Source organism: uncultured Erythrobacter sp., assembly GCF_947502395.1.
Lineage (GTDB): Bacteria > Pseudomonadota > Alphaproteobacteria > Sphingomonadales > Sphingomonadaceae > Erythrobacter.
The window spans coordinates 53115-71191 of the sequence record NZ_CANMZM010000002.1 but is presented as its reverse complement, the minus strand read 5'-3'; the positions used below and the strand labels follow the sequence as shown (position 1 = coordinate 71191).

General features: G+C 57.4%; 21 protein-coding genes. 13 read left to right on the top strand and 8 right to left on the bottom strand.

Annotation, left to right across the window (positions count from 1 at the left end):
• Positions 1–6: 6 nt before the first annotated feature.
• On the bottom strand, positions 7–900 hold the full coding sequence (locus Q0778_RS06550; protein WP_298334986.1) for a transglutaminase-like cysteine peptidase: 894 nt from the start codon (positions 898–900) through the stop codon (positions 7–9).
• A 245-nt stretch (positions 901–1145) separates the two neighbouring features.
• On the opposite strand from Q0778_RS06550, the gene Q0778_RS06545 reads away from it, so the two are divergent.
• The 12 genes from Q0778_RS06545 (at position 1146) to Q0778_RS06490 (ending at position 10733) form a co-directional block, all read left to right on the top strand.
• Entirely contained in the window at positions 1146–1862 is a 717-nt protein-coding gene (locus tag Q0778_RS06545; RefSeq protein ID WP_298309163.1) for an IS6 family transposase, read from the top strand.
• A gap of 208 nt (positions 1863–2070) precedes the next feature.
• Positions 2071–3285, top strand: coding sequence for a class I SAM-dependent methyltransferase (locus Q0778_RS06540; protein ID WP_298334984.1), 1215 nt, complete (start codon positions 2071–2073; stop codon positions 3283–3285).
• Positions 3282–3641: a hypothetical protein gene (locus Q0778_RS06535; protein ID WP_298334982.1), complete on the top strand. Its 360-nt coding sequence runs from the start codon at positions 3282–3284 to the stop codon at positions 3639–3641. Before Q0778_RS06540 ends, Q0778_RS06535 begins: the two co-directional genes overlap by 4 nt.
• A 57-nt stretch (positions 3642–3698) precedes the next feature.
• The gene (locus tag Q0778_RS06530) at positions 3699–4391 is read left to right on the top strand and encodes a hypothetical protein (protein ID WP_298334980.1); all 693 of its coding nucleotides are present in this window, start codon (positions 3699–3701) and stop codon (positions 4389–4391) included.
• Entirely contained in the window at positions 4391–5539 is a 1149-nt protein-coding gene (locus Q0778_RS06525; protein WP_298334977.1) for a nitrilase-related carbon-nitrogen hydrolase, read from the top strand. Before Q0778_RS06530 ends, Q0778_RS06525 begins: the two co-directional genes overlap by 1 nt.
• A gap of 26 nt (positions 5540–5565) precedes the next feature.
• A complete protein-coding gene (locus Q0778_RS06520; RefSeq protein ID WP_298334975.1) occupies positions 5566–6234 on the top strand; it encodes a chromophore lyase CpcT/CpeT in 669 nt (222 codons plus the stop codon).
• A gap of 20 nt (positions 6235–6254) precedes the next feature.
• Entirely contained in the window at positions 6255–6572 is a 318-nt protein-coding gene (locus Q0778_RS06515; protein ID WP_298308572.1) for a DUF1330 domain-containing protein, read from the top strand.
• Positions 6565–7059, top strand: coding sequence for a VOC family protein (locus Q0778_RS06510; RefSeq protein ID WP_298334973.1), 495 nt, complete (start codon positions 6565–6567; stop codon positions 7057–7059). Before Q0778_RS06515 ends, Q0778_RS06510 begins: the two co-directional genes overlap by 8 nt.
• A gap of 38 nt (positions 7060–7097) precedes the next feature.
• Complete coding sequence (locus Q0778_RS06505) at positions 7098–8144, top strand: NADP-dependent oxidoreductase (RefSeq protein ID WP_298334971.1); 1047 nt, start codon at positions 7098–7100, stop codon at positions 8142–8144.
• On the top strand, positions 8135–8596 hold the full coding sequence (locus Q0778_RS06500; RefSeq protein WP_298334970.1) for a VOC family protein: 462 nt from the start codon (positions 8135–8137) through the stop codon (positions 8594–8596). The genes Q0778_RS06505 and Q0778_RS06500 overlap by 10 nt, the downstream gene beginning before the upstream one ends.
• Positions 8593–9945 carry an MFS transporter gene (locus Q0778_RS06495; protein WP_298308585.1) on the top strand — a complete coding sequence of 451 codons (1353 nt, stop codon included), beginning with the start codon at positions 8593–8595 and terminating at the stop codon, positions 9943–9945. The genes Q0778_RS06500 and Q0778_RS06495 overlap by 4 nt, the downstream gene beginning before the upstream one ends.
• Positions 9942–10733 carry an alpha/beta hydrolase gene (locus Q0778_RS06490; protein WP_298308588.1) on the top strand — a complete coding sequence of 264 codons (792 nt, stop codon included), beginning with the start codon at positions 9942–9944 and terminating at the stop codon, positions 10731–10733. Before Q0778_RS06495 ends, Q0778_RS06490 begins: the two co-directional genes overlap by 4 nt.
• Here Q0778_RS06490 and Q0778_RS06485 read toward each other — a convergent pair.
• From Q0778_RS06485 to Q0778_RS06455, 7 genes are read right to left on the bottom strand one after another with little or no spacing between them, the layout of a single operon-like run.
• Positions 10730–11344, bottom strand: coding sequence for a VOC family protein (locus Q0778_RS06485; protein WP_298308591.1), 615 nt, complete (start codon positions 11342–11344; stop codon positions 10730–10732). The two genes, Q0778_RS06490 and Q0778_RS06485, sit on opposite strands and share 4 nt — an antisense overlap.
• On the bottom strand, positions 11341–12522 hold the full coding sequence (locus tag Q0778_RS06480; protein WP_298334969.1) for a CaiB/BaiF CoA-transferase family protein: 1182 nt from the start codon (positions 12520–12522) through the stop codon (positions 11341–11343). Before Q0778_RS06480 ends, Q0778_RS06485 begins: the two co-directional genes overlap by 4 nt.
• Positions 12519–13439, bottom strand: coding sequence for a hydroxymethylglutaryl-CoA lyase (locus Q0778_RS06475; RefSeq protein WP_298334967.1), 921 nt, complete (start codon positions 13437–13439; stop codon positions 12519–12521). Before Q0778_RS06475 ends, Q0778_RS06480 begins: the two co-directional genes overlap by 4 nt.
• The gene (gene leuD, locus Q0778_RS06470) at positions 13436–14044 is read right to left on the bottom strand and encodes a 3-isopropylmalate dehydratase small subunit (RefSeq protein ID WP_298334965.1); all 609 of its coding nucleotides are present in this window, start codon (positions 14042–14044) and stop codon (positions 13436–13438) included. The genes Q0778_RS06475 and leuD overlap by 4 nt, the downstream gene beginning before the upstream one ends.
• A complete protein-coding gene (locus tag Q0778_RS06465; protein WP_298334963.1) occupies positions 14044–15417 on the bottom strand; it encodes a 3-isopropylmalate dehydratase large subunit in 1374 nt (457 codons plus the stop codon). Before Q0778_RS06465 ends, leuD begins: the two co-directional genes overlap by 1 nt.
• 11 nt (positions 15418–15428) lie before the next feature.
• Positions 15429–15938 (bottom strand): DUF3598 domain-containing protein, encoded by a 510-nt coding sequence (locus tag Q0778_RS06460; protein WP_298334961.1) that lies wholly within the window; start codon positions 15936–15938, stop codon positions 15429–15431.
• Positions 15935–17299, bottom strand: a complete 1365-nt coding sequence (locus Q0778_RS06455) for an alpha/beta hydrolase (protein WP_298334959.1) — start codon at positions 17297–17299, stop codon at positions 15935–15937. Before Q0778_RS06455 ends, Q0778_RS06460 begins: the two co-directional genes overlap by 4 nt.
• Positions 17300–17390: 91 nt before the next feature.
• Here Q0778_RS06455 and Q0778_RS06450 point away from each other — a divergent pair, with 91 nt between their 5' ends.
• A complete protein-coding gene (locus Q0778_RS06450) occupies positions 17391–18074 on the top strand; it encodes an isochorismatase family protein (protein ID WP_298334956.1) in 684 nt (227 codons plus the stop codon).
• Positions 18075–18077 lie beyond the last annotated feature (3 nt).

The following is an 18077-nucleotide window of genomic DNA, read 5'->3' as shown; positions in this document are numbered from 1 at the left end:
GTTGGGTCAGAAACCGTGGATCCAGGAGCGGTTTGTGCTGAAGCTGAGAATGGGTCGATAGGCATGTGCTTGTGCGCCATCGAGCAGCTCGTCTGTTGTGTTATCGAGAAGCAAGTAGCGACCATCCACCTTCACTACCAATAATGCGTGATCCGACCGGCGCAGCGTATCTTTGGCAATGGTAAGGAACATGTCGTCCCGGCGAAAACCCAGCGCGGCCAGCATCTGCATCTTGGCGATCGCAATATCCTCACAATCACCCATGCCAAGAGCCAAGGTCACCTGAGCCCCTGCCCAATGATCGGCGCGATTAAACAGCTTTCTGTCTGCAACATAGTTGATCTGTTTGTTCACCCAGCTGTTGACCGCCTCCAATTGAGCCTGCTGAGCATCCAGACGTCTAATTCTTCGATCTATCGCGGAGGGAGATACTGTCTGATTGAGGACACGATTCCAGTCATTGCTGAAAGAAGTATTCTGAATTTTAATCAGCCGGGACGCGAGAAAATCCTGCATCGGAGGTGCGCCGAATTCAAGGGTCGCTTCATTGTTCATCGCTCCAGCTGACGTAAGAGAACAGACTTTGCCGCTGTCTCGCAATCCACCGGCAGCCGGTTGGAGCTGTTCAAGCTCAGATGCAGAGCTATTGCTAGCTAGATCGACCGATTGGGCAGACTGCTGCGCTTTCATTCGCTCTAAAGCACTCATTTCACCACCCAAGATCGCTGAGCTTTTTGATGCGATGACGGCTGGCTGATTGATTGGCGTAACGCGAGGCCGCTGCGAGAGCGGATCATTGCACAGACCTTCGACAAAACTCGCCGCGATCGCTGGCTGAATCAATGCGGCAGTCGAAGTAGCGTGCGCGCTGCTCGCGGCAAGAATACCCCAAAGGGTCAAGCACGCGAGTCCCGTCCGTCTCGCCAAGCGTGTAGTTTGCCTTCTGCGCATTGGAGCGGAATTGCACACCAACATGAAAGACAAGGTTGGCAAGTAAGGTTAAGTTGTCGGAAACCATAGTCCCGCACAAAGCCCCGAGTCGTAGCGCCAAATTGTGGGTCGTATGCGGAACGGCAGCCTTACATGTGGTGTTGTCAGACTAACTGTACCTTTTGCGGAATGAGGCGGCGAGGGTAGGGCGGGGCATGTCCAGAAGTCGCAAACCAGACAGCCCATTCAAACGCTTCAACTCCTCGCCCGAAGTCATTCGACTTGTGGTGATGATGTATGTGCGGTTTCCGCTGAGCTTGCGGAACGTGGAGGGCCTCCTTTTCGAGCGTGGTATCGACATCTGCCATGAGACGGTGCGTTTCTGGTGGAATCGGTTTGGTCCAATGTTCGCTGCCGACATCAAACGACAGCGGATCCATCGTATGCGCGGTTTCCGCCAGTGGCGCTGGCACCTCGATGAGATGTTCGTGAAGATCAACGGCGAGACGCATTACCTCTGGCGGGCGGTGGATCAAGAAGGTGAGATCCTTGAAAGCTATGTGACGAAGAAGCGCGATAAATCGGCCGCTTTGAGGTTTTTCAAGAAGGCGCTTAAGTGCCATGGCAAAGTCGAAACAATCGTCACAGATGGCCTGAAATCCTACCCATCTGCTATGCGCGAACTAGGCATCGAAGACCGACGCGAAATAGGAAGGTGGAAGAACAATCGAGCTGAGAATTCGCACTTGCCGTTACGAAGACGAGAGCGGATGATGCAGCGATTTCGGAGGATGAAGAGCCTGCAGAAATTCGCATCCGTTCACGCCAACGTCCACAATCACTTTAACTCCGAACGCCACCTCACCGACAGACATACTTACAAGACCAACCGCTCAGCCGCCTTGGCCGAGTGGCAAAACCTCATGGCTTGATCCGCAGTGCGGGAAGGACGTTCTCTGCCTACCAGAGACGAGTTCGCGTTAGACTGACAGCACCGCCACTTGTCAGCATTCTATCGCTCGGTTCAATTGAGTCTCAATAGCCCAATCTTCCAGTATTCGCGCTGGACAATGCCCGTTTGCGATTGACATAGTAAACGAGGGTAGGCAAATTTGTCCGGACAACTTTTGAGGTAGAGGCATGGCTTCCGATCTTCCCCCGCCGTACACTGCACTGACCAAGCATTCGATGATGCCTCGCGCCAACCATGACGAGGCGGCGCGTTTCAATTTTCTGACGCACTTCAATCGTTACCTTTCGGGTGAAGTCGGATCGGGCAACAAGCTTGCTTATGAGAAGCAAGTCTTGCCCACTATTCGCGCTGAGCACGGCCGGGATCCCGAGCATCGTTATGAGATTCGCGATGGAATGAACCGCAATGATTGGCACCGCATGTGGTCGGCGTTGAAGCGCAACTCGATGGAGATGCGCCAACACAATGGTCGCCAAGCGGTTCTGCGCCAGCTCGACGAACTCGACGCGATGGCAAAGCAATTTAACGAGCATTCTGGTATGCTTGAGCTCGACCCGACTGTGGAGCAGCCACACTACCAGACGGCTGTCGACATTCACTGCCAACCGGGTGGCTATCACAGCGAAGAGCGCAGCGACGATGTCACGGTAGGCGCCAATTATGACATCGGTCTGTTTGCGACCACTGGCGGCGCGCTGGGCGGTTTGAACGACGGTGGCGGACAAGCTGTGGTCGAATGGGTCAAGAGCGAACGCTCCGATTGGCAGCCAAAACGCATTCTCGATATTGGCTGCACCATCGGCCACAATGCTTTGCCTATTGCGCAGGCCTACCCCGATGCTGAAGTGATCGCGATCGATACGGCTGCTGCTTCGCTTCGCTATGGGGCTGCCAGAGCTGCCGCGATGGGCATCACGAACATCAAGTTTATCCAAGCTTCGGGTGAGGACCTTTCACGCTGGGCCGACGGTGAGTTTGACTGGGTGCAGACGACCATGTTCCTGCATGAGCTTTCTTCCAAGGCGATGCCGAAGATCCTTGCCGAAGCAAACCGTGTGCTCGCTCCGGGCGGGCTTATCCTGCATATCGAACAGCCGCAGTATTCGGACGAAATGCCCCTGTTTGAGCAGTTTATGCGCGACTGGGATGCCTTCAACAACAACGAACCCTTCTGGTCAGCCATGCACGGGCAAGACTTGAAACAGGTCATGGCCGATGCGGGATTCTCCCGCGAAAACCAGTTCGTCGCAGGCGTAAGGGCAGTGGTGGATCCCGAAATCTTCCCGCCGTCTCCGGATGAAGGAGAGGAGGACTTTGGCCGTGCCGCGATCTGGAATGCCTATGGTGCGTGGAAGCCGATGGCCAAGGAGGTCGCCGCATGAGCGATCCAATCGACTGGGTTTCGCTTTCCGGACGGCGCGCGAAGGGGAAGCGGCCCGAGTACTTTGAAGATCCCGCGTTGGATCGCCTCTATTCGACCGTCTTCGCTTTGGCGGCGGAAGTATCCGCCCTTCGCGAACGGCAGGACACGATTGAGCGGCTGCTCGAGACAAATGGCGTGTTAAGGCGCGAGGATATCGAGAGCTACGAACCAGATCGCGAGGCTGGCGAAGAGCGCGGGCTTGCAACGCGCGCTTACGTCTCCCGAATCATGCGCGGTTTCCAACAACATGTCGAAGCAATGGAGGCGGACGACCCACCGATCATGGACGTGGTGGAGAGGCTTTCGCGCGAATAGAAATTTGAGTTTTAGCGTGCGGGATCGGGACCTCGATGCGCTTTAAGGGGAGGGATCATGGAATTTCTAGCGATGCACGAGCTCAGCATTCTTCGCTGGGTGCATATCTTAGCGATGGTGTATTGGCTTGGCGGTGAGTGGGGCGTCTTTCAAACCAGCTACCATGTGACAAACCCGGCATTGTCGCTCGAAGAACGCAAGCGGCATATGGAAACGGCCTATCGCATCGATATTTTGGCGCGGACGGGCATTGTGCTCCTGCTTCCGCTTGGCCTGCATATGGGCAAGATATTCGGCTTCGTACCTTTGCTCAATGGGTCAGGTGTGTGGTGGATGTGGTTGTTTTTCGCCATATGGTTGGCGATGACATGGACCGCCTTTATCAAGCGCGAGACCGATATTGGCATTATGGTCACGCGGGCTGAGGAATCGCTGCGCTATCCCTTAATTGCTGGCCTCTTGATCGTTTCATTTATGGCTTTTGCGGGCAGTGGCCCGATTGTCTCTGGTGAGTTCAATCAGTGGTATCCAGCCAAGATGGCACTGTACGCTTTCGCGCTGTGCATCGGACTGTTTCTGAGGCTCGTCATGCGGCGGTGGACTGAGCGGTTCCGCATCCTCGCCATGGGACCAAACGCTGAACAGGAAGCCGCTTTGGCTCGCGAAATCGGCATGGCTCGTATGGCCGCATATATTTATTGGATCACGATTGCCTCGGTATGTTTCCTGGGTGCAGTGAAGCCCTTCTGATGGCGGGGGAGATCGACCGCCGCGCGCTGTTGGGAGTAGGAGCAGGAGCTGCCGCCGCCGCCACTATCGACTGGACGGCATTCGCTTCGCCTGCTTCCGCCTCCACCGGCAAACCCGAAGGCCCTCTGCAAATGCGGTCCGACGGCAGTTACGCCAGCGTCCCGCTCAAGAAGGACACGATTTCTATCGCGGTGGCGCAGACCCGAGTTGTGCCGGTTGAGCTTGGCAATATCGCCCAAACCCGCAAGGCCAATGTCCAGCATATGTGCGACGTGATCGACATTGCGAATGGATTTTCTGGCTCGAAAGATTTGGTCGCATTCCACGAGTTTCCGATCACTGGCTACCGACATGTCTGGGACCTCGATGATGCCCGCAATATCGCGATCGAATTGCCGGGTGAGGAAAGCGAGATGCTAGCTGCCAAGGCGCGCGAATATGGCTGCTACATCAGCTTTGGATCCTATGTACGCGACCCGGATTGGCCAACACGATTGTTGTCGATCACCACGATATTGAACGACAAGGGCGAAATTATCGCCAAGGATTGGAAAGCGCGCAATCTCAAAGGCTTCTTCCCCGGAGGGCGCGAGCTCTTCACCACCACAATCTATGACGTGCTCGATGAATATGTAGAGCGCTATGGCTGGGACGCGGTTATTCCAGTGATCCAGACCCCAATCGGCAACCTCTACACCAGCTCCTCTCAAATGGAGCCTGAGCTTTTCCGCGCAGCCTCCATGAAGGGCGCAGAGATCATGCTGCGCACGGCGACTGGCAATTACAACGAGACTGACATCCGCGCCGTCTCGATGTATAACCGCGTCTATTCCACCATCGCCAACAACTCGGCCTCGCCCGAGAACCAGTATTATCTGGCCGATTCCAATCCCGGATACGCCGGCATGGTCGGGCCTGATGGTGAGTTTTTCGAGCGGTCCGAGACCGATGATGAGACGCTGATCTATGGTCGCATTCCCATTGGAAGTTTCCGCGCGCGTCACCGCCAGCCTATCGTGCATAGCGAACTCGTGATGCCCATCTTCGAACAATATCGCAGCCCTTATGGGCCCAATTTGCTTGAGGACTACCAACCAACCGACACCAAGGATGCAGGCCAATACTTGCGGGCGAAAACCCGGTGGTAGGGCGCTGGATTGCCTTTTACGCGGGCTTGGCGCTCTCGCAGACTGCGTTAGCTGGACCTGATCCACTGGCCTTGGATCGACAGGCTGACGTTGAGGTACTCGACTTCCTGGCCAAAGTCGCAGGCAGCTATGCCACTGCGCCTGAAAATCGCGAGACCACCATCATCGACCGCCGCTTTGGCCCCTATGAGACATTCGAGGCATCGGGGCTTTGGTTCTACACCCAGTTGAACACCGGCGACGATCAAGAGCTCTACCGCCAGCGTTTGCATCAGCTCACGGTTTCCAAGGATCGCAGCAAGGTCACCCAGCGCAGCTTTGTGTTCAAGGAGTCAGAGCGTTTCGTCGATGTCTGGCAAAACCCTGAAATCTTGCATCAGATTTCGATGGAGGATCTCGAGCCTGCTTTGCCCGATGGCTGCGATCAGGTTTGGCATCAGGGGGAGGATGGCATCTGGCGCGGCAAGGTCGATCCTGCGACTTGCAAGATCTTCTCCGAGCGTCGCCAAGCCAACATTCGGATAGGCGCGGACGGGTATTATCACGAAGGCGTCTATGCGACGTCAGAGCGCGGGTTTGATGAGGCGATGAACCCGATCTGGGGCTCAAAACCGGGCGAATACATCATCCATAACCGCTGCCAGTCCGACTATTGCGCTGACGAAGCCGCCGCTCTTGCTGCCAGCATGAAATAGCACGAAGGTAAGGAACCCCAATGCCAGCCTATATGATTGTCACCGCCAAGATTGCTGACCGCGACGCCTTTATCTCAGGCTACGGCGCTGCCGCTGGCGCGCTCGTTGCAAAGTTTGGCGGACGCTACATCTTGCGCGGACCGGGTGCGGAATTGCTCGAAGGCAATTTCGGCGACGGGGCGTCGATGGTGATTTCCGAATGGCCGGACAAAGAGACCGCCAAGGCGTTCTGGGACAGCCCCGAATATGGCGAGGTCAAGAAGCTGCGCGAGGATATTGCCGACTGCCAAGTCTTGCTGATTGAGGCCCCAAGCGTTGCGGAGGCGCTCAATGGCTGAGGGTTCGGGCATCGACGTTATCAAACGCACGACCGTGATGGTGCGGGACGCGGAGAAGGCGGCGCGGTGGTACGAGAGTGTGCTTGGCATGACGCGCTGGATGGATACGCCCTTCACACTCTCTGGCAATCAGCTGGCATCAGGCAAAAAGGGCGATCAAACCCGCCTTGTCATCATGCAGGCCGAGCATGACGAGATCGGGATGATCGGTTTGCTGCAATGGGTCGATCCTTTGCGCAACGACATTCCAGAAGAGTTGCCAACCGAAATACCCTTTGGAACGCCTATCTTTGTGGTGGTTTCGGAGGACACTGAGGCGACGGTTGAACGGGCGCGTGCTGCGGGGTCAAGGGTCCATGCAGAGCCCGAGGAGTGGACCGTTACGGGGGCTGATGGTCGCCAAAAGGACATGATGGGCGCGAGTTTCTGGGATCTTGATGGCAATTTCTTCGAAGTGAATCAGGTGCTTCGGATCCACGAGGCGTGAGTTTGCCCGAAGCCCTTTCTCAATTTGACACGCATTTGGTGCAGCCAATCGATGAGGACGTAAACCACCAATGGCGCATTGCGCGAAGGCCCGATGGCAATGTCCGGCCCGGCGATTTCGGACTGCATATTGAACCCATCCCTGAGCCTGCCGAGGGGGAGGTGTTGCTGCGCACTCACTACCTGGGCCTCGCACCCGTTATGCGCATGTATATGGCGGGCACGGCTCGCACCGGGGACGCGACGCTTAACATTGGCGATGTGATCCACGGGCGCGGCGTTGCGCAGGTTGTGAAGTCGCGACATCCCGATTGGCGCGAAGGCGAGGTGGTCCAAGGGCAGATGGGCTGGCAGACCTACAAAGTCAGCCGCATGACTTCCCAAGAAAAGTTCTTTCGCATGCCCAATAATGGACTCCCGGCAGCACTTGGCGCGGGTGTGCTCGGCATGACTGGCCTTTCGGCACACGCCGGGCTCTTCGCATGCGGCTCCCCTCGCGAAGGCGATCGCATGGTTCTGTCCGGTGCGGCCGGCGGCGTTGGCTCAATGGTCGGCCAGATGGCGGCCAACGTCGTGGGGTGCGACGTTGTGGGGATGGCCGGCGGGGCGGAGAAATGCGCTTTCATCCGCGAACACGGCTGCAGCGCGGCGATTGATTACAAGGCAGACGATGCCGAGGCCAAGCTTGATGAGTTAAGGCCAGAAGGCATCGATCTCTACTTCGACAATGTCGGCGGAGAGACGTTGGAGGCGTGCCTTGAGCGTCTGCGGATGAATGCCCGCGTCGTCCTGTGCGGTTCGATCAGCGAGTATACCCGCGAAGAGCCTTTCAAGCTCTCCAACTACACGCGGCTCAGAGCCACCGATGCCGTGATGCGCGGCTTCTTTGTCTACAATCACTTGGACCGTTGGGAAGAGGTGATGGAGGACATCGCCGGCTGGATTTCGGATGGTCGATTGACGCCCGTGCAAGACATCGAAGAGGGCTTTTCGGCCATGCCCCGGGCCCTCGCCAACCTATACTATGGCGCCAATGTCGGCGTCCAATGCTGCTCAGTGCGTGGAGAACCCGAAGAATGGCTGTAAGTGAAAAGGCCCCCGTCCGCTTTCAAAGAGCGAATTTTGTTGTTGCTGACCTCGACCGTGCGCTAACCTTTTATGAGGGCGTCTTGGGTTTCGAGATCGAATACCGGCTGGGCGATAATCCGGAGAGCTATTCACGGCCTATTTTCGAGATCCCTGAAGGAGCAAAGCTGGGTTTTGTCACGTTGAATCTCCCCAATCAGAGGCGCATCATGGCTCTAACCGAAATTGGCAGCGTGGCGATGAAATCTGTGGCGTATCCGCGCCGTAGTGCAATTGTGCTCGAAACCCACGATCCCGATGCTGTGATGGCAGGCGCGAGCGATCTAGGCTTGACTGTCTACAAGGAGGAAGTGCTTAAGACCGCGGATGGCCGCATTGGCCGAGAGATCGGGATCGTCGATTTCGATGACAATCTGATTGTGATCTACAACTTTCCGGAGAGCGCCGGATGAGCTCTGAAGGTGAAACACAAGGCGAAAAACAGAGCGAAACGAAAGCTTATCCTAGCGCCGCCGCTGGTTGGCTTCTCGTTCTGCTGCTGACACTTGCCTACATCTTCAGCTTTGTTGATCGGTACATTCTCGGCCTCTTGATCGAGCCGATCAAAGCGGAGTTCGGGCTTTCTGACAGGGCGATTGGTTGGCTCCTATCAGCATTCACTTGGGTCTATGGCTTTGTCGGGATCTTTATGGGCTGGCTGATCGACAGAGGTCGCCGCACATGGATTGTAGCCATCGGCATGGCACTATGGTCGGCTGCGACAGTTGCAACGGGTACCGCCAAGAACTTCTTCCAACTGTTCACCGCACGCATGGGCGTGGGGGTCGGGGAGGCAACCCTCAGCCCCGCGACATTCTCCATGATCGGAGACAGCTTTCCGCCAGAGAAACGCGGCAAACCGATCGCATTCTACTCCAGCGCTCTGCCGATTGGTGCGGGGCTCGCCTCGCTCTTGTCAGGCGCGGTGATTGCGTGGACGGCAGCTAGTGGAAACCAGAGTTTACCGCTTTTCGGAGAGCTGGAGCCATGGCGGTTCACGCTGATCGTGGTCGGCTTGCCGGGGCTCTTTTTCGCAGCGCTCTTCCTGTTCATACGTGAACCTGCTCGAAGACCAGCCCAGACCAGCGAGGAGGTGATTGCAGGCAATGGGATCGGCGACGCGTTCAAGTACATCTTGGACAACTTCGCGCTGTATTTCGGCTTTGTCATGGTCGTGTGCTGCATGACGGCGATTGCCTACAGTCAGGGCTTTCTTGCGCCGGTGTTTGAACGGACATGGGGCTGGTCGCCGCAAACTTATGCCACGGTCAATGGCATCGCCCTCCTCATAATCGGGCCGATCAATATGATGTTGATGGGGACGATCTCTGACAAATGGACCTCAAAAGGGGTGCCAGATGCCGCCTTGCGGCTGATGTATATCGGCTTTTTCATCATGGTCCCCACTGCCGCCCTACCGATGTTTATGCCCGATGCATGGTCCGCGTTCGCAGTGCTGTGTCTGAACACCGTGGGGATTGGCATCGTCTCGGCCATTGGTGTGACGGCATTGCTGGTTATCACCCCTGCTCAGATTCGGGGACAGATCGTCGCGCTGTATTATCTCGCGATCAGCTGGTTCGGGTCACTCGGCCCAATCGTGGTGGGTGAGCTTTCGAGCCAAGTGTTTGGGGAGGACAATCTGAGATTTGCTGTAGCTGGTGTGCCCTTCATCTTTGCGCTGATTCCGCTCGCGATGATGCCAATGACGCGGCGTCGCTATTTGGCGCAAGTGCAGCGTATTGAGGGCGGCGTCTCGTGAGCTTGATTACAAAGGGCTATACAGATGGGCCCTTTGGTCAGGTGCATTGGCGTGCTTGCGGTGAGATCGGCCCCGAACCCGATCTGATCTGCCTGCATCCCGCGCCCTTTAGTGGCCTCGCTTTTGCCAAAATCATGCCTTTCCTGGCCGAAAAAAGGCGTGTGATCGCACCTGATTATCCCGGGCATGGCGGCTCGGATCAGCATCGCTTGGATGCCACCGTTCACGACTACGCCGAGGCGATGGACAGTGTAATCGAATGCCTGTCCCTTGACCGACCTGTTGATCTACTCGGCTTTCACACTGGCTGCCTGATCGCTTGCGAATTGGCGCTTCTCACTCCGCAATCTGTGCGTCAGTTGTTGTTGATCGATGTGCCTGCATTCGATGCTGAGACCCGCAAGGCTCAGCTTTCCGAAAGCACCAACCCGCCGGGTTTCACCGCGGATCTCGCCAGCCTAGCCTCCGCTTGGGAACGCGGCATCACACGCCGGGTCGAGAGCCAAGGCATGGCACGCAGCTTCGAAATGTTCGTTGAGCATTTGCGCCATGGAGAAGCGATGAACACTGGGTTCCATGCAGGCTTCACCTACCCGGTTGAGGAGCGGCTTGCGGCGGTGCAGCACCCCGCAACCGTCATCGCGACCCACTCCATGCTCCTCGACGCTACCCGCCGCGCCGCCTCGCTTATCCCGAATGCCACGCTTGTGGAGCGATTAGACATCACCAGAGCAGTGCTCGACGAGGCGGCTGAGACCACCGCGCAGCAGGTCCTCGAAAGCCTTTAGTCCAGCAGTTGGTTGATCTCGACTGCAACACCGTTGGGGTCGAACACATTGCACCCGCGTACATTGATGTCAGGGCGACCATCGCGGCCCGGATAAACCTGCAAGCGCGTCGGTCCGGTCATCGTCACACCCTCGATCTTGGTCGCAGCCTCGCACGTTGTCTCGGCATCATCGGTGTTGACCACCAGCAACGCTGAGCCCGGACCAAGCCGCGTCGGATAGGGCTCATCTGCGCCTTCAAGCGGAGGGTCATAGGGGTGGAGCAGGCCTACCCAACCAAGGTAAGGATCGTTGCCGTTAAGAAGGACAAGCCGCGCCTTGGTGCCGGGCGAGCCGACAGGAAGATTGCTGCCGGAAAGCTCAACCTCAGTGTCGTAATTGACCTCCATCCCCAGCACGTCACGGTAGAACTCAAGGCTCCTCTCCATATCGCGCACAATGATTGAGGCGCGCCGCACGTCAGTGGGCAGGCGCTCGGTTATGTCGACGCCTTCCATCGCGCGAATAGTAGCTTGCTCGGAGTCCTCTTGCGCCGCGTCAGTGCCGGGCACGGTCGCTGCATCGCAGCCCACAAGGACGGCCAGACTGGCTGCCAGAATTAATGCTCTCATTGCTTTCCTCCCACTGCACCCTGTTCGATCAGAGCGTCAATTTTTGCGGTTTTATAGCCAAGCGCCTGCAATACCGCGTGTGCATCCGCTCCGGGTTGCGGCAATTGCTGCGGTGCTCCGATCCGCTTCCCATCCATCTCAAGCGGGATGGTGGGCAGACGCACCGGCGTCCCATCATCCAGTGTGACATCTTCCAAGCCGCCTTCATTGAGATGCGGGTCGTCGAACATGTCCTCGGGCTTGCCAATGGGTGCAAAGGGTAGACCCGAGCCATCAAGCTTGGCGATCACTTCCGCGGCGGTCATGGTGCCGATCAGAGCGCGGATCTGCGGGATGATCTCATCGCGGGCAAGCACCCGCGCGTTGTTTTCACGCCAATTCTCATTGGCCCACAGATCGTCGAGCCCAAACAGCTTACAAAACTTCTCCCAAAGCGCGTCGGTGACCACTCCGATAAAGACTGGCTCATCGCGGGTTTCGAACACGTCATAGACTGCCCAGGCCGACACCCGCGCTGGCATGGGGGCAGCGGGCGTTCCGGTCACCGCATATTGCGCCATATGTTGTCCGACGAGATATATCGTGGTTTCAAATAGGCTCGCGGTGATCTTTTGTCCCTTGCCGGTGCGGTGCCGTTCTTCGAGCGCGGCGAGAATGCCGATGACGCCAAACATGCCGCCGGTCACATCAATCACACTTGCGCCAGCGCGTGTCGGCTTGCCGGGCTGCCCGGTCATGTATGCAAGTCCACCCATCATCTGCGCGACCTCGTCTAACGCTGTGCGCTTTTCATAGGGGCCGGGGAGAAAACCTTTTTCAGATGCATAAACGAGGCCCGGATTGCCTTTTGAACAGCTGTCATAGTCGAGCCCCAGCCGGTCGAGCGCGCCGGGGCGGAAGTTTTCGACCAGCACGTCAGCCTTGGCAATCAGGTCTTTGGCAACCGCGATCCCTTCCTCACTCTTGAGATCAAGACAGATCGACTGCTTGCCTCGGTTGTACATCGGGAAATAGCCTGCGCCTGACCCGAGTAAGCGCCGCGTGCGGTCGCCGCCAATCGGCTCCACTCGCACGATCTCCGCGCCAAGCCCTCCTAGGATATGACCCACCGTTGGACCCATCACCATGTGGGTAAACTCGACGACCTTGATACCAGCAAGAGGGGTAGGGGAGCTCATCCTGCAATCCTCTGGTTGTAATCGAGCATCGGCCCTGCATCGGGTGTAAAGCCGTAGAGCGGTTCGCCGGGGAGAGCATCTTCGACGATGCTGCGCACTTGCAGGAGTTTCTCAAGATCAACCCCGGTTTTGCAGCCCATCGAATTGAGCATCAGCACCAGATCCTCGGTCACCAGATTGCCGCTTGCGCCTGGAGCAAAGGGGCATCCGCCAAGGCCTCCGAGCGAGGCGTCGAAAGTGGTGATCCCTTCCTCAAGTCCCGCGACAACATTGGCGAGCCCCAGTCCGCGTGTGTTGTGGAGGTGGAGAGTGGTGAGCATGTCGTCGCCTACCGCTGCTTTGACCTTGCGGGTGAGGCGGCGGACTTGTGCGGGGTCTGCGTAGCCGGTGGTGTCGGACAGGCTGAACTCCTGCGCGCCCGCTTCGGCGGCTTTCTGAGCGAGGCGCACTACCTGCTCTTCGCTCACCGCGCCTTCCAGTGTGCAGCCGAATGCGGTCGATAATCCGACGGCAAAGTGGACCCCGGCATCCTTCGCAATCGTGGCTGCTTTGGCGATCTCTTCGAGCATGGCGGGATGATCCTTGCGCACATTCTTGATCGAATGGGTCTCGCTCATCGAGAAGGGGATGCTCATTGCATCGACACCTGCCGCAACAGCGAGTTCAGCGCCCTTGGCGTTGGGCACGAGCGTGACAATTGCCAGTCGGTCGATCTCCTTGGCGAATGCCACCAGTTTAGCGGTGTCCGCCATCTGCGGCAGGAGTTTGGGGGGCACAAAGCTTCCGACTTCGATCTCACGCACGCCAGCGGCGGCCTCGGCTGCAATCCACGCCTTTTTGGCCTCAAGCGGCATCACTCGGTCGATAGACTGCAACCCATCGCGCGGTCCCACTTCGGATATGAGAATGTCGGTCATTGCGTATGCTCCAAATAGACCCACGGCCGCGAAGGTCTGTCCGCTGCAAGCCAATCGTGAATGGCGTCGGACTGTTTGAGGGTTAGATTGATGGCATCAAGCCCATGCAAGAGCATCTGCTTTGCTTCGGCATCGATTTCGAAAGGGTAAGATGTGCGAGCGCAGCTTATGGTCTGATCGCACAAATCGATGGCGACTTCTGCGCCCGCTAGGTCTTCTACCAAGGGCCGACGTAAAGTGATCGGAAGAATAAAGTTGCGCACGCAATTGTTGCGGAAGATGGGCGCGAAGCTCTCAGCAATGATCGTGCGGATGCCCCATTCGGCGAGCGCCCAGACGGCGTGTTCGCGACTTGACCCGCAGCCGAAGTTTGCGCCCGTCAGAAGCAGCTTTGCATCGCGATATGGGGGCTGGTTCAAGACGAACTCTGGGTTCTCTTCGCGAGCATCCGCTTCCACGTAGCGCCACGGCGCGAACAGTCCATCCGCAAGCCCATCGCGGCCTGTTGAGCGCATTTCGCGGCTGGGGATGATGGTGTCGGTGTCAACATTGTCGCGCATCAGCGGTGCGGCGATTGAAGAGAATGGCTGCGGGAAGGCGGTCATTACGCTTTCTCCTTCGCATAGGCTCGTGGGTCAGCAATCGCCCCTGCAATCGCACTTGCCGCGACTGTTTCGGGCGAGGCGATATGGGTGCGGATGCCTGGGCCTTGGCGGCCTTCGAAATTGCGGTTGGTGCTGCTGATGGTGCGGCTGCCCTCGGGGAACCCTTCGCCGCCTGCGTAAAAGCACAAAGAGCACCCGCTCATGCGCCATTCAAACCCAGCGGCTTCGAAGACCTTATCGAGCCCTTCCGTTTCGGCTTGGCGTTTCACCGCGAGTGAACCCGGGACGACGAGCGCCTTCTTGATTGAGGGCGCGATATGCTGACCGTGCAAGATGCTGGCCGCGCGACGAAGGTCGGAGATACGCGAGTTGGTGCAGCTGCCGATAAAGGCGGCGTCAAGGGCGATGCCTTCGAGGGTTTGACCAGCCGGAAGGTCCATGTATTCGTGAGCCCGGGCAGGGCCACCCGGCACTTTGCCATCGATTGCAATCGCTTGCTCTGGGCTCGTGCCCCAACTCACCATCGGGGCGATTTGTGAGGCGTCGATTGTGATCTCACGATCGAAGCTGGCTCCTGCATCGCTGACCAATTCCGCCCATGCAGGATCGTCGAAGTCGGCAGGCGCTAGCGGGCGCCCGCTTACATACTCAAACGTCTTCGCATCAGGCGCGATGATACCGGTCATTGCGCTGAATTCCGTAGCCATATTGCACAGCGTCATACGCGCTTCCATGTCGAGCGCCTTGACAGCTTCTCCGGCGAACTCAACCACATGACCAGCCCCTCCGCCTGCGCCATGCTGAGCAATCAGGGTCAAGATCATATCCTTGGCAGTGACGCCAAAGGATAGCTCGCCTTCAAATCGGACGCGCATCGTCTTCGGCCGCTCGAGTCGCAAAGTGCTCGTGACCATCGCATGCTCGGCTTCGGAAGAGCCGATGCCCCAAGCCAGCGCTCCAAACGCGCCTTGTGTGCAGGTGTGGCTATCGGGCGCGACTAGGGTAAGTCCTGGCAGGACAATGCCTTGCTCACCGCTGATGATATGGACGATGCCCTGATCGCGGTCGTTCACATCGAACAGCCGGATGCCAGCCTCCCGGCACGCAGCGCGGGTTTCAGTGATAAAGCCGCTGCCCCCTGGCATTAACGTGTCGTCACCGCGCCCGATGCGCGTGTCGACAATGTGATCCATAACCGCAAAAACGCGCGCTGGGTCGAGAACTGCGCGGCCCATCTCCGCCATGCGCTTCAGCGCGGCTGCCCCGGTGCGCTCGTGCAAAAACACGCGGTCAATCGTGATCAAGGCCGAACCACCATCGCTAACTGCGACCGTATGCTGGTTCCAGATCTTATCGAACAGTGTCTGTGCCATGGGGCTTTTGATCAGGCGTTAGCCTTCATCTCTTCATCAATGCTGTGCCAATCTTTGGTGACGAAAGTCTCCTGAATGGCGGTGCGGGTTTCGAGCATACCATTGCGGATCCAATGCCATGTGCGGCAGCGGTTCTGACCATCGTCAGAGATCTGGATTTGCTCATAAAGATAAAGCGAAGGATCGCCGGTGCGCTGCCAATACAACATCACTGTGCGGTTGTATTCGTCGAGGGGCACCTCGGCGGCCCAACCTTGGATTAACTCATTGTCCCACCAGATCCGGTCATCGCGATAAGTAGCGGGAAAATCGCGTATTTCCGTCTTTCCATCCGGCCAGGTGTAATAGTTGGTTTGATGATAGGGGGTGTCATCATCGCCCGTCATACGACAGAGTAAACGGCTGGCATGTTCGTCCACCTTTTCATTCTGTGCATTGAAGTAGGTGTAGGTGCCATCCCACACGCCTTCATGGCGGGCGAGCAACGGCATTCGTTCGGTGAATTCGGTGAAGGTTGTCAAGTTGGGGCTCCGTTGCGGGATAAGAGGAATTCGTGCCAGCGCCGTGCATTGCTTCCGGCGCGCAGGCGCGCATTGGTTCGGGATTGCAGCGAGTGGGGTGCTAGCTTTGCCGAATCGATTGGGATGGTATGCAAATCATTCACTTCATACCAGGGTTCGAAAAAGACTTCGGCACGGGCGACCGCCCAGGCGCGTTGAAGGTATTGACCAAAGCGATCAGGTTCAAGGTCGGGATAGAGCAGCGCTGGGTCGCCAGCGGGCGGATTGGGCCAGATCACTTCTGTCGCATCTAGGGCAGTTGCTATCGCCTCTATCACCGACTCCAAGTCGGAAAACTGATCGGATTGACCATGGCCGGGTAGGTCGATGGTGAGCTCTCCGGGGCCCGGCTCCCTCATTTCACTGGCTGGTGCGTGGAGTATCAGCTTTCCCCCACGCTCACCTTTCCAATGGATCAGCCCTTCTTTGAGCGCAAGCCAGCCCTGGTTAGTGTCTTCTACAAGTCGTACGGTTGTTGCCGATGCATCGTATTGCTCAATCAGGAATGCCAACGACACCGATTCATGGTCGGCTTCTGTCTTTACCTTTTTAGCGCTCCATCCGTCAGGCATGTCTCCTAATCGATCAATATGCTCTTGAAGCGGGTCGCCATCGTAGGCGGTGATTAAGCAGGGCGGCACTTTGGCATTCGTATCGGGAATGTCGCGCGGAGCTCGCAGCACAGCGCCATAACCTGCGCGGTAATGGTTGCCCGCATTGAGCATGTCGAGAACCGACTGGTTGATCTTGGCCAATTTCGTGTGTGGACCCGGGAGGCGAGCCTTCTCGCGGGTGTCGAACCAAGGAAAGACCCAGCTTTGTTCGAGTATGCGGTTCCATAGCCAGGCCAGATGCTCACCGAAACCACTTGGATGAAATTCCGGGAGGTATCTTTCGCCAAAGATCTGCATTTCTTCGTCGGTCCAGATCCCATAGCCTCCAATCGCAAGGCATTCGAAACGTTCAGGATGGCGCTTAACAGCAGTGACCAAGATGATTCCACCCGAATGAAACCCATAAGCGGGGCAACGTGCAATGCCCATCGCATCGAGAAATTCGCAAAGCGCGTCCGCAAAGTCATTGATTTCCGGATCATCGCCGTTCACCTGGGGCAAGGGATCGCTCTGTCCAAAACCAGGAGTGTCAGGCACTATACAGGTGAAATGTTCTCCCCATTGCCGCATCAACGCTTCGTATTCGGCGCTTGAGCGCGGGCTTTGATGGACCATCAGCAGCGCCGGCCCATTGCCGCAGCACCGATAATGCACTCGCCGCCCTGTTTTCGGAATGGTCAGCATATGACGGGTGATCGCGACAGTCATTGTTCCTCCAAAGTTGTCCGGACAAATTCTACTCGACAACCTCCTAAGGGCGATTATTGTTTGCGTCAAAGCAGAATCGAGAGGGCAGTGGATGAACGATCTGGTCGGCACGAAAATGGTTGAAGAGGGAAAGACCGCGCGCGAGCTCTTCGAAGCGGTCATGGCTAATCCGGCGCGCAGGAAATTCGGCTTCGGCGAAAAACTCGCGATTGTGAATGTCGATGTGCAACAAGCCTATACGCGCACGGATCTGTTTAAGACCGCCTACGAAACCGACCCTAAACAGATCGACTATATCAACACGATCAGCCGGCTCGCGCGCGCCAAGGGCGTGCCGGTGATCTGGAGCAGGGTCGCCTACAAAGAGGACGCGGGCGATGCAGGTGTTTGGGGCACGCGCACCGACACTGAGGACAGCTTGCAGAACATCAAATACGCATCTGAACGTCACAAATTCGACCCACGCTGCGAGATTGAGCCTGACGACCTGCAATTCACCAAGCGGATGCCGAGCGTTTTCTTTGAAACCCCGCTCGCGAGCTATCTCACCTTTCACAAGGTCGATACCGTGGTTGTGACCGGCGGCTCGACCAGCGGGTGCGTGCGGGCAACGGCGGTGGATTCACTGAGCCATGGCTATCGCACCATCGTTCCGATTGAGACCTGCGCCGACAAGCATGAGAGCTATCATTTCGCCAACCTCACCGACCTACAGCTGAAATATGCCGATGTGGAACCGGTGCAGGCGGTGATTGAATGGCTGGAGGCGCGATAAGGC